Genomic DNA, 14503 nt, shown 5'->3' with positions numbered 1-14503 from the left:
TATCAGGACTTAATTAAAATAAATTACTAAAGAATTGTTTGATATGGTCAAGCATTTTTGCAAAGAAACCTGCTTCTTCAACATCTTGAAGTGCAACAAGGGGTTTTTCTGAAATCACTTTACCATCTAGGCTAGCAACATATTTGCCAACCACTTGACCTTTTTTTAGCGGAGCCGTGAGTTTAGGTTGCACAACCAATTGCGTTTTGATGGCATTGGCTTGACCTTTCGGCAAGGTAACATTGAAGTTTTCAGCTAAGCCAATTTTTACTTCATTTTCTTTACCGTACCAAACTTTGGCTTTGGCTAAAACTTGATTGGCAGGTTGTACTTTTACAGTTTCAAAGTTTGCATAACCCCACGCTAAAATTTCACGGGTTTGTGATGCACGCTCATTCATGCTTGGCGCACCAAAAATCACTGAAATTAAACGCAGTGGGCCGCGTTTAGCTGAAGTGGTTAAACAGTAACCCGCTTCATCGGTGTGACCAGTTTTTAAACCATCTACACTTGGGTCGGTATAAAGCAAGGCATTACGATTACCTTGTTTAATGCCATTAAAAGAAAATTCTTTTTCAGAGTAAATTGGATAATATTTTGAACTGTCATGAATGATATGTTGCGCAAGGGTTGCCATATCTTTTGCAGTCGAGTAGTGACCTTCAGCCGGCATACCTGTTGAATTGATGAAGCTAGTATTTGTCATACCAATACGTTTTGCTTCTTCATTCATCATGTGAGCAAAAGTACCTTCATTACCCGCAATATGTTCTGCCATGGCTTTAGAAGCATCATTACCTGATTGGATGATAATCCCACGCAGCATTTCTAATGCTGTTGCAGTACCGTTAAGGGGTACGTACATACATGATTCCGTGCTACTACCACGACACCATGCAGATTCGTTCATACGAACTTTTTCATCTTCCGTGAGGTCGCCACTCAACAACTTTTGTTCGATGATATAACTGGTCATCATCTTGGTCATTGAAGCAGGTGCTAATTTTTCATTTTCATTTTTCGATGCGAGGATTTGCCCCGTCTCATAGTCCATCAAAACATAAGATTTATTATTGAGTTCTGGAGGTGCAGATAAGACAGTTGCTGCGTAAGTAAAACTTGGTAATAGTAATAATGCAGCAAGGGCGCTTTTGTGGGTCATTCGAGGTGATTCCAGTATCTTGATATAAGCACAAAGAGCTTAGCATTTTAGGATAAAGCCACACCGACTTCTACGGGGAAATCGGCTTATTTCAAAAGTATTGTAACCAATTTGTATCAATTACTGTATGTGGTCAATTCTTGGCAAATTTCTTTATTTTTAACATCACCTGCTTTTTTCGCATCCGACTTTGCTTCAGCTAAAATGCTTTTAAAGTTTTTCTGTTTGCTTAGCTTTTGCAGTGCATTTACGGGGTCTTGTTCTTGCGGTAAGTATTCTTGTGCAAGTTTTGCATAACCTTTTTTGAATTGATCATTTTCTTTGACTAAACTTGGGCAAACTTCGGATAAAACATAAATAGCAGCAAGTTCTTGTTGGGTGATTTTTTGAGTTGGGGTAACTTCAATATTTTCATCTTGTTGCGTAGCTGCATGGGTAACAGAAAAGGTCATGAGCGTAGTGGTCAAAAGACCTAAAGAAAGAGATTTGAACATAGATAATTTCATTGAAGCAGACCTAAATTATTTAAAAACAGAACAATATAAATAAGCTTAACTGTATTTTTATGAATTGTAAGTACACAAATGTATCGAAGCTGTTGAAAATTGCAGCCACAATGAAGGGGATTTTGCATCTAGTTTATGGATGAAAAATAGGGCATGAAAATGAATATTTCCGTGCCCTGATCACATACTTAAATATGGCAGATCGATTATTTAGAAATGCCTTATGTATTATGCTTCGTAATTTACTACATCATCACAAACTGATTTTTGTTCATCTTTACTGGTTTCTTTTGCTGCTTGACGCGCTTCATTTAGAATTGATTTATATTCAGTATCAGATTGAATTTTATCAAAATTCATAGACTTATCTGAATAATCTTGCAGATAAGATTGAATCAGTTGATGTGTGTTGTGATCAAATTTTGCATTTTTACCAATGATTGCAGGGCATACTTCAATCATGACTTGAGCTGAAGCAATATCTTCTTTAGCCATGGTATCTGCTTCAGCTGGTGTTAAACCCTCATTAGCTAAAACGGCTTGTGATAGTAGTGCTGCAATGCCTAAGCTCAGTAAGCTACGAAATGAAATCAATTTAATCATTTTTTAGTCACATATTTTGAATGGATGTCGGGCGTTAAATATATATAATTCTTTATATAATTCAATCAAATGTTCTTACCAGTCATTTTTAACCATTACGAGATTTTTTAAGTGAATATATTAATTGCCAACGATGATGGTGTTTTTGCTCCTGGTATTCAAGCGCTTGCGCATGCTTTAGCCCCACTGGGTCGTGTGGTTATTGTTGCACCTGAAAGTGAGCGTAGCGGTTTTTCCAGTGCTTTAACTTTAGATCGCCCATTACGTCCCATTCAAATTTCATCTGATGTTTGGGCTGTAAATGGAACGCCAGCAGATTGTGTGTACTTATCCATGAATGGTTTATTCGATTTTGAATTCGATCTGGTGGTCAGTGGAATTAATAGTGGTGCCAATTTAGGTGATGATGTTCTTTACTCTGGAACAGTGGGTGCTGCTTTTGAAGGTCGGTTAATGAAACAACCAGCCATTGCAGTCTCGATGGCAGGGCAAAATGTTCGTTCCTACGAGCATCCCAAAGATTATGCTACTGCTGCCCAATGGGTACATGATTTTATTGCCGCAGGTTTACCTGTGTTACCGCCACGTCATATTTTTAATGTGAATATTCCAGATGTAGCTGTATTACAAGGTGCAAAAATTACCTACCAAGGTCGACGTAGACAGTCAAAACCGATTACCAGCCATGTAGACCCACGTGGTCGTCAAGTCTATTGGATCGGTTTATCTGGTGAGGCCGTAGCTGATCCGCAAAAAGGCTTAACTGAAATAGAATCCGATTTTTTTGCAGTGGCAAATGGTTTTGTAAGTATCACGCCGATTCAAATGGATGCGACAAATTATGAGATTCTAAATACATTACAAGCACAGTTTTCCAAATAGGGCCAAGTAGTGTTATAACTTTGTGAAAATACAGGACTGAAATTATTTTTCACATACTTTTTTGCTAATCTTAGCGTAAATCAATAAATACATTTGTATGTAGAGAGGAAGATTAATGCACTTGGTGTCACAATATCGCTTATTTGCTGTGCCTTCAGCCTTGTTGAAAACCATAGTGTTGTCTACGGCTGTTATTTCCACTGTCATTTTGAGTGGTTGCGCTTCAAAACCACAAATTAATAATGTAACGCGTTATGCAACAGCACCAGACTATTATACCGTTCGATCTGGAGACACTTTAAGTGGGATTGCTGCACGTTATGGTTTGGGTTATGTCAGTGTTGCTGAAATGAATGATATCGCGTCACCGTATCGTATTTATGTGGGGCAATCTTTACGTTTAAAAGATTCGGGTTCACGCCGTAGCACAACGACACAGGCAGTGACACAAGCTGCACCGATTCAACGTCAAACTGTACAACTACCAACCACCTCAACTAAACCTGCTGCACCTGTGGCAGCGAATATCCCAACAGCGCCAGTATCATCCTCTAAAGTATCGGCTTTACGTTGGGTGAAACCAAGCAATGGCTCAGTCATCCAAAACTTTAATTTAGCCAATAATGTTAAAGGCATTCGTTATGCAGGGAATGTCGGTGATGCTATTTATGCAGCAGCCGATGGGCAAGTGGTTTATGCAGCAGATGGCTTGAAAGAATATGGTAATTTGATTTTGATTAAACATGTGAATGGTTATATTTCAGCCTATGCACATAACAGTAAAATGAATGTGAAAAGTGGTGATAATGTAACCGCAGGTCAAAAAATTGCAGAAATGGGAGCATCTGGTACAAGCCGTACAATGCTGGAATTTCAAGTGCGTTTAGATGGTAAGCCAATTGATCCAACTAGTGTTTTACCTATTAATTAAATAAATTAATACAATGCATGAATTTCACCGTATAATACAATGAGTTGCTTTTATCGTAAGGTAAAGCATCTCATAAGTTCAGAGGGAAATTTATGTTAGATCAACTTCGAGCAATGGGTGTATTTGCTTGTGTTGTAGAAAAAAATTCGTTCAGTGGTGCAGCCCGTGATTTAGGCATCACCACAAGCGCTGTTAGTCAGCAAATTCGTTCTTTAGAACAAGAGATGGAAGTTACACTTTTGCATCGTTCTACCAGAAAGTTGAGTTTGACTGAAGCGGGACAAGCTTTTTTCCACAGCTGCCAAGAAATGCTCGCTGCTGCAGAGCGCGGAAAAATACGAATCAATGAGCTGCGTGATGACCTGATTGGTGATTTACGTATTGCAACGACACCAGAACTGGCTGCAAATCATGTTATTCCAGCGTTGTCACATTGGATGTCGGCTCACCGTGGTTTAGCAGTTCATATAGAAGCAGATAATCAATATATTGACCTCATTGATGGTCGTATAGATATTGCATTGCGAATGAGTTCAAAAATTGAAGATAGTAATTTGCATATTGTGCCGCTTGCTCGTGTTGAGCAGGTTTTGGTTGCATCACCAAGTTATTTGAATCAATCAGCACCCATTTCACGTCCTGAAGATTTAAAAAATCATGACTTAATTCCAATTAATGTGATGAAAAATTATCAAAGTTTTTCATTTAAACATGGCATAACCAATGAAATTATTAGTTTAGACATGCGATCTCGGTTGACTTCAAATAATGTTTTGGTGGCCAAAGCATTGTGTCAACAGGGGCATGGTATTGCTCGAATTTTATATTTAGATGTGCAAAAAGATTTAATCAGTGGCGCTTTAGTTGAAGTGTTACCAGAGTGGAATTTACCCAGTTTTACTTTGTATGCCATTATTGCAAAATGTGAACAACAGCCAATGAAAATCCATCGTTGTCTAGAAGCATTAAAACAATATTTCTGCCAATTACCTGGTGGTAGAATCTATCAAGACGCTTCATAAAAGCAAATAAGTATTAAAAAAAGCCGCTATTAGCGGCTTTTCATATTTTTAGATTGCATATTTAACGATGTGAAAACTTAAGCTAAAAATGCTTTAATCATTTTCACAAGTCGTACAATGAGTTGATCTGCTTGTTCTTGAGTGATGTTTAAAGTTGGGAGCAGGCGAACAACGGAACCCGCAGTAACATTAATAATCAGATGATATTCATCGCGTGCAATATTCACCAACTCAGCACAGGCTTTTGGTAATTCAATACCAATCATTAAACCAAAACCACGTACTGTCACAGCTTGATCGACTAACTGTTGCTTAAGTTGGTCAACAATATAAGCACCCATTTTTGCAGCATTTTCAACCAGATTTTCTTTTTGAATCAGATCAATAACCGTATAAACAACACGTGAACCCAATGCAGTTCCGCTGTAGGTTGAACCATGATTACCCGCAGTGAGTACACCAACACCACGCCCTTGCGTCATCACTGCACCAATCGGAAAGCCGTTGCCTAGACCTTTGGCTGTGGTTAAAACATCTGGAACGATGTTGGTGTGTTGGTAAGCAAAGTATTTACCAGTACGACCATTACCTGTTTGAACTTCATCAAGCATCATTAACCAGTTGTGTTGGTTACACATTTGACGAATTTCATCTAGGTAGCTAAAGCCTTGAGGTGCTGTATTTACACCGCCTTCACCTTGAATAGGTTCAACAAAAATAGCCACAATATCTGGGTGATGAATGGCTGCTTCTTGAATGGCTTCCATATCACCAAACGGTACGCGAATAAAACCTTCAACTAATGGGCCAAAACCTTCTTGAACTTTTTTATTGCCCGTTGCAGAAAGGGTTGCCATAGTACGACCATGGAAAGAATGATCCGCAACAATAATTTTAGGATGAGCAATACCTTGCATAAAACCAAATTTACGTGCAATTTTAATTGCACCTTCATTGGATTCAGCACCACTGTTGGAGAAGAAAATTTCTTCCATTCCTGAGACTTCAGCAAGCTTTTGCGCCGCTGCAGTTTGCCATGGCACTTCAAATAAATTACTGGTGTGAATAAGTGTTGCAGCTTGATCAGCAATCGCTTCTGCAATAACAGGATGGGCATGACCGAGACCACACACAGCAATACCTGTGAGTGCATCAAAATATTCAGTGCCATCTTCTGTATAGAGATAAGAACCTCGACCGCGAACAAAGCTGATCGGTTGACGACCAAATACTGGCATCAAATGTGAAGGTTGATCAGGTTGCACGGGCGCAAGGGTAATGTTATTCATGACTAACTCTTATCTGTTAGGTGGAAAAATAAAAGTTTATATAAGCAAAATCTACCCAAGAATAAAAGCCTTATTAGAAATAAAAATGGAAATATTACTTTAGTCATACTGTTTTGCTAAGTTTTCGGTATAATGCGAGGCAGATGAGTTGAGGATTTATCAATGACTGAACAAGCACGCGATACTGAAGCGTTAATTCGTGACCAAATTGCTAAACATGCAGTACTTCTTTATATGAAAGGTACGCCGCAATTCCCACAATGTGGTTTTTCTGCACGTGCGGTAGAAGCACTCAGTCAAATTGGTCGTCCATTTGCTTATGTAAACATTTTGGAAAACCAAGACATTCGCGCAATGTTACCGCAAATCGCAAATTGGCCGACTTTTCCACAATTGTGGATCAATGGCGAATTAATCGGTGGTAGTGATATCATGCTGGATATGTTCCAAAAAGGTGAATTAAAATCTTTAGTAGAACAATATAGCCCAGCAGCTGAAGCTTAATTTCAGTTGTTGTAAAGCATAAAAAAAGCGCCTAGTGGCGCTTTTTTTATGGCTATTTTTTAAGAAGCAGATGACTTTACTTCTAGTGCAGCATCAACTGTGTTTTCAGATTCGACAGTTTCAGCAGGGGGCGGCTGTTTTTTAGCTTTTTCTTTGTTCTTTTTTTTGTTCTTTTTCTTTTTTTTGGCTTTTTTCGACTCTTCTTCAAACTCTGTACCATCTTCAATGGCTTGCCAATATTCAAGTTGTTCCATCACCGCAGCATAAATTGAATTTTTGCTATAACGACCTTTTTTATTTAAGGTGCCGACAGGGCGAGCCATTAAAATTTCTAAGGCTTGGTCAATTGTTTGAATGGCATGAATATGGAACTGACCTTTGTCCACTGCTTCAATTACATCATGGCGTAACATGAGATGTTGCATATTTTGGCGTGGAATAATGACCCCTTGTTTACCTGTTAAACCCTGAAGTTTACAAGCATCAAAAAAGCCTTCAATTTTCGCATTGACGCCACCAATTGGTTGAACTTGACCAAGTTGATTCATTGAGCCTGTAATGGCCCAAGATTGGTCGATGGGTAGTTGGCTAATCGCAGACAATAATGCAGAAAGTTCAGCCACCGTCGCACTGTCACCATCCACTTGACCATAGCTTTGTTCGAAGGCGAGGGCCGCAGAGAAATGTAAGGTTTGTTCACGACCAAAGTGTGCCTTTAAAAAGCTGGACATCAGTAACACGCCTTTGGCATGTAATGAGCCACCCAGCTCTACACTACGTTCAATATCAAGAATATCGCCACCACCTTGATAAACCGATGCTGTTAAACGTGAGGGTAAACCAAACTCAACATCTGCATAGTGAATCACTGAAAGCGCATTAATTTGACCAAGACGGTGTCCTCTGGTCTCAATCAACTGCGTACCACGAGACAAATCTTCCCAATATAATTCACGTAAATATCCTAAGCGGTATTTACGGTGATCGAGGGCGGTATTGATATGCTTATCTGAAACGGTTTTATCATCCGCTTTGAGTGCATGATGGTGTGCTTCACGAATCAAATCACCTAAAGTTAAAGCATGTAATGACAATGAACTTTGATCTTCAGCTTGACGACTAGAGTCGGTGAGCAATGCAGCTAAAGCAGAACGGTCGAAAGGCAAGAGTTTGTCTGATTGCACATAGTCGGCAATCAATTGCATATAAGCCTGCTCATTGGTGTCATTACGTTGTAATGTATCTGTAAAGTCAGCACGAATTTTAAATACGCTGCCGAGTTCGGGTTCAACTTCTAAAATTTCATAATAAACTTCAGGTTCTGCAAGTAAAACCACTTTTAAATTCAATGGAATAGATTGTGGTTCAATTGAAATGCTACCGGTTAAAGTTAGCATGTGTTCCAGTGAAGATAATTTGAGCTGCCCAGATTTTAAAGCACGTTTTAAACCTTGCCATGCATACGGCTGTTCAAGCAGTTGCTCAGCTTCGAGCATTAAAAAGCCACCATTGGCTTTATGTAATGTCCCCGGGCGAATGAGGGTGAAATCTGTGGTGATCGTACCATTTTGAGTTAATTGTTCCACATGACCCAGTAAATTGTAGTGGGTTGGGAAGTCTTCAAAAATAACTGGTGCGCCAGAGTTGGGTTTGTGCGAAACAATAATATTGGCTTGATAACGTGCAGGAACACGACTGAATACCCCTGGGGTAAAGTCATCTTCTTCTTGTTCAAGTACGATTTCGACATTATTAATAATGTCTTCAGCATAATATTTTAAATAGTCTTTTAAGCCTTCGACTTCACCGAATTTATTTAAAATTTGTTCAATACGTGGCATCACCACTTGTTTTGCAATATCACGATTTAAAATTTGTACTTTATCGCGTGCATCATCTTCTAAATCACCTAAATGTAAACCTAAGCGTTCCAGTTTTTTGTCCATGTAACGCATGTTGGTTGAAATTTCAGCACGTTCTTTGCTATTTAATGCGTTAATTTCCTCAGTGGTCATTTCTTCAGGTGAATCATTAACGAAATGTACTGGAACAAAACAATGTTCTTCATTACGCGTAATTAATTTTAAATCAAGCGCTTCACCTTCTTTGGTCAGTTCAATGAGCGCGATTTGTTGCTCATCCCCAGTGTGTTGGCGAATAAGTTCGATTCGATTGTGATAAATTTCAGCAGTAAAACGACGTTCTAATTGTTTTAAGATGGTTTTCCATGCTTGGTGCAGCATGGTTTGAAATTTTGCTGCTTGTCCTGAAGGAAGCTCGAGAGCAATTGGCTGACGGGGAAGTTTAAAGTTATAAACATAGACCCAATCATTTGGCGTAGGCATGGTTTTGGCGTGTTGTTGTAATAAACGCTTAACCATGGTGCGTTTACCTAAACCAGCAGTCCCTACAGCAAAAATATTATAGCCTGAATAAGGTAATGCAATCCCTGCTTCTACAGAGGCGCGTGCACGATCTTGCCCCAGAAAGTTATTGAGTGGCTTTAGGCGGCGCGTTGACGCAGGAATTTTTTCAAAATTAGGAATATGCGTCAGTTGTTCAGATTTTAGTTGGGTTTTTTCTAAGGTGCTTTGTATTTCGGCTTGTTCAAATGCTGAGATTAAAATGCTTTGGCTTGGTTGTTCATTGTTGCTAATAATATTGGTAGATAAAGAAGCGTTCATTTGCTCGAGTCTTTGGGTCACTGTGAAATCCAAAACGAAATATTGCGATAGAGGTTTAAAGGTATACAGGTTTGTTTGAAAAATTCAAGCAGACATGGTGCTTTAATCGATAAAATAAAATAATGATTTCGTAAATGTTATTGAAACCTAGCGCATTACGCGTTTGAATAGCGACATTGAGTTTTTCAGAACATAATAAATCAATGACAACACACTCTACTGGATGGAAATCAGCCTTTACTGCATTTCTAGATCGCCGTGCGCTTATTATGCTGTTTTTGGGTTTTTCAGCAGGTATTCCAATATTACTGATTTTTTCGAGTTTATCTTTATGGCTTGGAGAAGCAGGAATTGATAAAAGTGCCGTCACATTTTTTAGCTGGGCTGCACTAGGTTATTCCTTTAAATTTGTCTGGGCACCGTTAATCGATGAATTGCCTGTACCTATACTGACCAAAATCTTAGGGCGACGTCGCGCATGGTTGCTCATTGCTCAAGTGCTGATTATCTGTGCCATTTGTATCATGGCATTTTCCAATCCTGCATTAGGTCAAAGTTATTTGTATCAAATGGCAGTAGGTGCGGTGTTGCTCGGTTTTTCTGCTGCGACACAAGATATCGTCATTGATGCTTACCGTATTGAACTGGCTGAAACACAAATGCAGACGGTACTTGCCTCGACTTATAATGCAGGCTACCGCATTGGGATGATTGTGGCGGGTGCAGGGGCGTTATTTCTGGCCGCGTCTTTAGGGACTGCGAAAGGTAACTATATCTATAGTGCATGGAAAATTACCTATTTAGCCATGGCTGCGGTCATGTTGGTGGGTATTATCACTACATTGGTGATTCGTGAGCCACAAGTTAATCGTATCTATAAAGACTATAAACGTACCGATTATTATCGTTTGGTTGCAGTCTTTTTTGTGGCTGTAATTAGTTTTGTACTGAGCTATATTTTCTCTGGTACTTTAACTGAAGCACTGAAATCACAATTTGAAATTTCAGATTCTTTGTTACTTTTTTGCTTTGAAGCATTACGTTTTATTGGTTCTGCTGTTGTTGCATTATTGATGGGTTCATTGCTGGTAAAAATGGGCGCTGTAAATAAGCAAATGGCATTTGAAACTTGGGTTAACCCGATTGCAGATTTCTTTAAGCGTTATGGCGTTAAACTGGCATTGGTGTTGTTGTTATTGATTGGTTTTTACCGCATTTCTGACATTATTGCGGGAGTGATTTCAAATGTGTTCTATCAAGACCTGAACTTTACCAAAGAGCAAATTGCCGAAGCCGTTAAAATTTATGGGGTGATTTTTAGTTTGGTGGGTGGCTTTTTAGGTGGCTTACTTGCACAGCGCATGAACATTATGAAGTTGATGTTTGTCGGTGCTGTATTGGCCAGCTCAACCAATCTTATTTTTATTGGGTTGGTAAAATCAGGGCAGCAACTCAATGATGTGAATGTCACAATTGGTCAACATCGTTATCATGTACAGTCTGATGAAGTTGGATATTGGAAATTAAAAGTACCAAGTCAGGTGTTGGCGCAAGCAAATGAAGTACAGGTCACTGCACAATATCAGGGTGCTTCGCAAAATCCAGCAGTCACCACTTTGCCTTATTTAAAGCTTGCTGATCAACAATCCAGTATGCAAATTTTGCCTGTGACCAGCGACAACACCATTACCTTGCATGAACGAAATAATAGTTTAGTGGTTCGTGGTCAATATTTTGGACCGACATTATCTGAATCGCAAAAAATTATCTTAAAATTAGATGATCAAAATTTTGATGCCAATCTAGATAAAACAGGTGTATTTAGTGCGGCAATTCCAGCCGATACTTTGGTGAATTCTGCTTCAAAGCAACTCGTCGCAAAAGTTGTTGAAAATAATAAAAGCCTTGTCAGCACTCAGCACAACTATACTGCCAACATGCACTTAACCACCGCTAAAGATTTAGATCTTAATATTGATCCTTTGGCTGCGGTGAACCCTCAGTCTGCCGATGACGTTGAAATTACAGGCAAGGTGATTAAACCTTATAGTTCTTTGTGGTTATATTTCGCTATCATTGTTGATAATTTGGCTTCAGGACTGGCAGGTGCGGCATTTATTGCCTTTTTATCCAGTTTAACCAGTGTGTCATTTACAGCCGTGCAATATGCCATTTTTAGCTCACTCATGACCTTAACCCCTAAGATTTTAGGCGGGTATTCGGGTACTATAGTGAGCAATATTGGTTATCCGAATTTCTTCCTCATGACTGCCTTAATTGGTATTCCAATTTTAGTTTTAGTGGTGTGGGTAGCGAAGTTATTAGGTGAACATCAAAATGCAAATATTAAATAAGGATGAATAAGATGCGTATGCTGCATACCATGTTACGTGTAGGCAATTTAGAACAATCTTTAGCGTTCTATACTGAAGTACTCGGTATGACTTTGCTTCGTAAGCGTGATTATGAAGAAGGTCGTTTCACTTTGGCTTTTGTTGGTTATGGTGATGAAGAAAATCATACGGTACTAGAGCTTACGCATAACTGGGATACGACAAGCTATGAGTTAGGCAATGCCTATGGTCATATTGCCATTGCGGTGGATGATGCTTATCAAGCTTGCGAAGAAATTAAAGCACGCGGTGGTAAAGTGGTACGTGAAGCAGGGCCAATGAAAGGTGGTATCACGGTTATTGCTTTTGTTGAAGATCCAGACGGCTACAAGATTGAGTTAATTCAGCAAGATGTAAATGCTCGAAATAACTAATGAAAAAAGTGATATAGATAAACTAAATATTCAACATTGAATTGAAAAACTAGCTTTATTTATCCAGCCCAGTAAGATGAAACTTTACCACTAGGTAAACTCACTTATTGGGCTTTTTTATCTTTAAATAATTACAGGAAGTAGCAATGTTAAAACTATTGGCATTGGATCGCTTTACCATTTTACTTATTGTGATGGTGATCTTGGCAACGATTGTTCCAGTATCTGGTTTGGCTGCAAATATCTTTAGCGTCATCACTTCGGGTGCAATTGCGATTTTATTTTTTTTACATGGTGCAAAAATTTCCAGAGAGGCGCTTGTCGATGGTGTGATGCATTGGAAGTTTCATCTTGTAGTTTTTGCTTTTACCTTTGCATTATTTCCAGTTTTAGGTCTGATGGCTAAGCCAGTTTTATTGCCGATTTTGGGGCAGGAATTATACTGGGGCTTTTTATTTATGTGCTTTTTGCCATCGACCGTACAATCTTCTATCGCTTTTACTTCTGTTGCGAAAGGCAATGTTGCCAGTGCAGTATGCAGTGCGTCATTTTCTAATCTGATCGGAATGTTTATAACGCCAATATTGGTGAGTTTCTTTATTTTAGGTCAGTCTCAACAAGGCTTTGACCCAACCTCATCCATTATTAAAATTACTTTATTGTTATTGGTACCTTTTGTCTTAGGGCAGCTATTGCGTCCTTATGTTTATCCGCATATGTTGAAAACACCCAGCTTGGTCAAATTTTTCGATCAAAGCACCATTTTGATGGTGGTCTATGGTGCTTTTAGTGGGGCAGTGGTTGCTGGACTATGGACAATTGTCAGTTGGCAAACCCTATTGATTTTGACTTTGGTTTGTTCAATATTCTTAACTCTGATTATGTTGTTGGCGTTTTATATTCCCAAATGGTTGGGCTTTAATAAAGCAGATCAAATTGCGATCTTCTTTTGTAGTTCTAAAAAAACGCTAGCCAGTGGTGTACCGATGGCACAGATTTTATTTATCGGGCAGCCTTTAGGGATGATTGTTTTACCGATTATGATCTTTCATCAAATTCAGTTAATGGTTTGTGGTGTGATCGCGAATTATTGGTCGAAACAAAATACAGATGAATAATTGAATAATGAAAAACTCAAGTTCTTAAGCTTGGGTTTTGTATGAATCTAGATTTAGTCGATCAATTTGCGTATATTTTATTAAATTAAATACTTAAAAGAATATTTCTATGAGATTAATAAAATTTATTTTCATTTCTTTACTTTGTTATTGCAATGTTAGCTTTGCTGAGGAGAATTTAACAATTGAAACAAATCGAGATATTTTTGAAAAAATGCCATTAATTTCTCTACAACCAATGTTAAATTTTTGTAGGGAAAAACAACCGCAACTGAATGTTGAATTGGACAAAGCGTATTTAGTTGCGAAACTCAAGTTGGTCAATGCTGCAAAGAATGTAAAATATAATGGGATTAGCCCTTTACAACAAAAAGAGATTGATCAACCTGTTGATGCCACTTTCAAACACGAATTGCAAAAAATGCTTGAGATCATGTCGATATCGATCAAAAAAATTGATGCTGAAAAATATTGTCCTTCTCTTATTGATCGATTAAATAATTTTGATCAAGCTGAATTTCAACGTACTGTAGAAATGCAATATAGTCATTATATAGAAAGAGCAATGTAGAAGAAGAAAGCTTTAAGCCAAGAATGATCTATTTATTAATAAATCTATTTCAGTTATAATCACGCCCACTTGTTGTGCTTAGCTCTGACGGTATCCGTCTCGGTGGGCCAAAAGAATGGTCTGTTGTGGTGTTGATCTCGCTTTTCTTTGGATAAGCTTTTTCCTCTAATAATGAGAGTGATCAATTGCGATGACAGCATAAGCCTTTCTTAACTTAGGAGTAGTCGACCATGCGCGCCGATATCCACCCAAAATATGAAAAATTAGTTGCTACCTGTTCATGTGGTAACGTAATCGAAACTCGTTCAGCGATTGGTAAAGAAACTCTTTATCTAGACGTATGTTCTGCATGCCACCCATTCTATACTGGTAAACAGAAGAATGTTGATCAAGGTGGTCGTATCGACAAGTTCAAACAACGTTTTTCTGGTATGTCACGTTCTATCAAACGTCCTGACTAATAC

At 38.5% G+C, this 14503-nt stretch carries 14 protein-coding genes; 9 read left to right on the top strand and 5 right to left on the bottom strand.

What is annotated here, in order from left to right; translation table 11 throughout:
• Positions 1–13 precede the first annotated feature (13 nt).
• The 3 genes from dacC to B9T24_RS11890 all read right to left on the bottom strand — a co-directional run bounded on the left by dacC (position 14) and on the right by B9T24_RS11890 (position 2271).
• Complete coding sequence (gene dacC / locus B9T24_RS11900) at positions 14–1162, bottom strand: D-alanyl-D-alanine carboxypeptidase PBP5/6 (RefSeq protein ID WP_086165970.1); 1149 nt, start codon at positions 1160–1162, stop codon at positions 14–16.
• Positions 1163–1278: 116 nt separating this feature from the next.
• Complete coding sequence (locus B9T24_RS11895; RefSeq protein ID WP_086165969.1) at positions 1279–1668, bottom strand: MCR_0457 family protein; 390 nt, start codon at positions 1666–1668, stop codon at positions 1279–1281.
• A gap of 228 nt (positions 1669–1896) precedes the next feature.
• On the bottom strand, positions 1897–2271 hold the full coding sequence (locus tag B9T24_RS11890) for an MCR_0457 family protein (protein WP_086165968.1): 375 nt from the start codon (positions 2269–2271) through the stop codon (positions 1897–1899).
• A 111-nt stretch (positions 2272–2382) separates the two neighbouring features.
• On the opposite strand from B9T24_RS11890, the gene surE reads away from it, so the two are divergent.
• The 3 genes from surE to B9T24_RS11875 all read left to right on the top strand — a co-directional run bounded on the left by surE (position 2383) and on the right by B9T24_RS11875 (position 5106).
• Positions 2383–3153, top strand: coding sequence for a 5'/3'-nucleotidase SurE (gene surE, locus B9T24_RS11885; RefSeq protein WP_086165967.1), 771 nt, complete (start codon positions 2383–2385; stop codon positions 3151–3153).
• Positions 3154–3268: 115 nt separating this feature from the next.
• Positions 3269–4084 carry a peptidoglycan DD-metalloendopeptidase family protein gene (locus tag B9T24_RS11880; RefSeq protein WP_086165966.1) on the top strand — a complete coding sequence of 272 codons (816 nt, stop codon included), beginning with the start codon at positions 3269–3271 and terminating at the stop codon, positions 4082–4084.
• A gap of 92 nt (positions 4085–4176) precedes the next feature.
• On the top strand, positions 4177–5106 hold the full coding sequence (locus B9T24_RS11875) for a LysR family transcriptional regulator (RefSeq protein ID WP_086165965.1): 930 nt from the start codon (positions 4177–4179) through the stop codon (positions 5104–5106).
• Between the two features lie 77 nt (positions 5107–5183).
• Here B9T24_RS11875 and B9T24_RS11870 read toward each other — a convergent pair whose 3' ends face one another.
• Entirely contained in the window at positions 5184–6395 is a 1212-nt protein-coding gene (locus B9T24_RS11870; RefSeq protein ID WP_086165964.1) for an aspartate aminotransferase family protein, read from the bottom strand.
• Between the two features lie 162 nt (positions 6396–6557).
• On the opposite strand from B9T24_RS11870, the gene grxD reads away from it, so the two are divergent.
• Positions 6558–6899: a Grx4 family monothiol glutaredoxin gene (grxD, locus tag B9T24_RS11865; protein WP_004648446.1), complete on the top strand. Its 342-nt coding sequence runs from the start codon at positions 6558–6560 to the stop codon at positions 6897–6899.
• 59 nt (positions 6900–6958) lie between these two features.
• Here the strand turns inward: grxD and B9T24_RS11860 are convergent, their stop codons facing one another.
• The gene (locus B9T24_RS11860; protein ID WP_086165963.1) at positions 6959–9604 is read right to left on the bottom strand and encodes a Lon protease family protein; all 2646 of its coding nucleotides are present in this window, start codon (positions 9602–9604) and stop codon (positions 6959–6961) included.
• A gap of 182 nt (positions 9605–9786) precedes the next feature.
• On the opposite strand from B9T24_RS11860, the gene B9T24_RS11855 reads away from it, so the two are divergent.
• The 5 genes from B9T24_RS11855 (at position 9787) to rpmE (ending at position 14500) form a co-directional block, all read left to right on the top strand.
• On the top strand, positions 9787–11937 hold the full coding sequence (locus B9T24_RS11855; RefSeq protein WP_086165962.1) for an AmpG family muropeptide MFS transporter: 2151 nt from the start codon (positions 9787–9789) through the stop codon (positions 11935–11937).
• An 11-nt stretch (positions 11938–11948) separates the two neighbouring features.
• Entirely contained in the window at positions 11949–12350 is a 402-nt protein-coding gene (gene gloA / locus B9T24_RS11850; RefSeq protein ID WP_074947186.1) for a lactoylglutathione lyase, read from the top strand.
• A 146-nt stretch (positions 12351–12496) separates the two neighbouring features.
• Positions 12497–13468 carry a bile acid:sodium symporter family protein gene (locus B9T24_RS11845; protein ID WP_086165961.1) on the top strand — a complete coding sequence of 324 codons (972 nt, stop codon included), beginning with the start codon at positions 12497–12499 and terminating at the stop codon, positions 13466–13468.
• A gap of 109 nt (positions 13469–13577) precedes the next feature.
• Complete coding sequence (locus B9T24_RS11840; protein WP_086165960.1) at positions 13578–14039, top strand: hypothetical protein; 462 nt, start codon at positions 13578–13580, stop codon at positions 14037–14039.
• 230 nt (positions 14040–14269) lie between these two features.
• Positions 14270–14500, top strand: a complete 231-nt coding sequence (gene rpmE, locus B9T24_RS11835) for a 50S ribosomal protein L31 (RefSeq protein WP_086165959.1) — start codon at positions 14270–14272, stop codon at positions 14498–14500.
• Positions 14501–14503 lie beyond the last annotated feature (3 nt).

Source organism: Acinetobacter sp. ANC 4654, from assembly GCF_002135425.1.
Lineage (GTDB): Bacteria > Pseudomonadota > Gammaproteobacteria > Pseudomonadales > Moraxellaceae > Acinetobacter > Acinetobacter kyonggiensis.
This window is presented reverse-complemented; position numbering and strand designations above follow the sequence as displayed.

Excerpts from the sequence above, each read along its gene's own strand:
- B9T24_RS11855 (WP_086165962.1), top strand. The coding sequence starts at position 9,787 with ATGACAACACACTCTACTGGATGGAAATCAGCCTTTACTGCATTTCTA.
- B9T24_RS11840 (WP_086165960.1), top strand. The coding sequence starts at position 13,578 with ATGAGATTAATAAAATTTATTTTCATTTCTTTACTTTGTTATTGCAAT.
- B9T24_RS11880 (WP_086165966.1), top strand. The coding sequence starts at position 3,269 with ATGCACTTGGTGTCACAATATCGCTTATTTGCTGTGCCTTCAGCCTTG.
- B9T24_RS11870 (WP_086165964.1), bottom strand. The coding sequence starts at position 6,395 with ATGAATAACATTACCCTTGCGCCCGTGCAACCTGATCAACCTTCACAT.
- dacC (WP_086165970.1), bottom strand. The coding sequence starts at position 1,162 with ATGACCCACAAAAGCGCCCTTGCTGCATTATTACTATTACCAAGTTTT.
- B9T24_RS11875 (WP_086165965.1), top strand. The coding sequence starts at position 4,177 with ATGTTAGATCAACTTCGAGCAATGGGTGTATTTGCTTGTGTTGTAGAA.
- B9T24_RS11845 (WP_086165961.1), top strand. The coding sequence starts at position 12,497 with ATGTTAAAACTATTGGCATTGGATCGCTTTACCATTTTACTTATTGTG.
- B9T24_RS11895 (WP_086165969.1), bottom strand. The coding sequence starts at position 1,668 with ATGAAATTATCTATGTTCAAATCTCTTTCTTTAGGTCTTTTGACCACT.
- B9T24_RS11890 (WP_086165968.1), bottom strand. The coding sequence starts at position 2,271 with ATGATTAAATTGATTTCATTTCGTAGCTTACTGAGCTTAGGCATTGCA.
- gloA (WP_074947186.1), top strand. The coding sequence starts at position 11,949 with ATGCGTATGCTGCATACCATGTTACGTGTAGGCAATTTAGAACAATCT.
- rpmE (WP_086165959.1), top strand. The coding sequence starts at position 14,270 with ATGCGCGCCGATATCCACCCAAAATATGAAAAATTAGTTGCTACCTGT.
- grxD (WP_004648446.1), top strand. The coding sequence starts at position 6,558 with ATGACTGAACAAGCACGCGATACTGAAGCGTTAATTCGTGACCAAATT.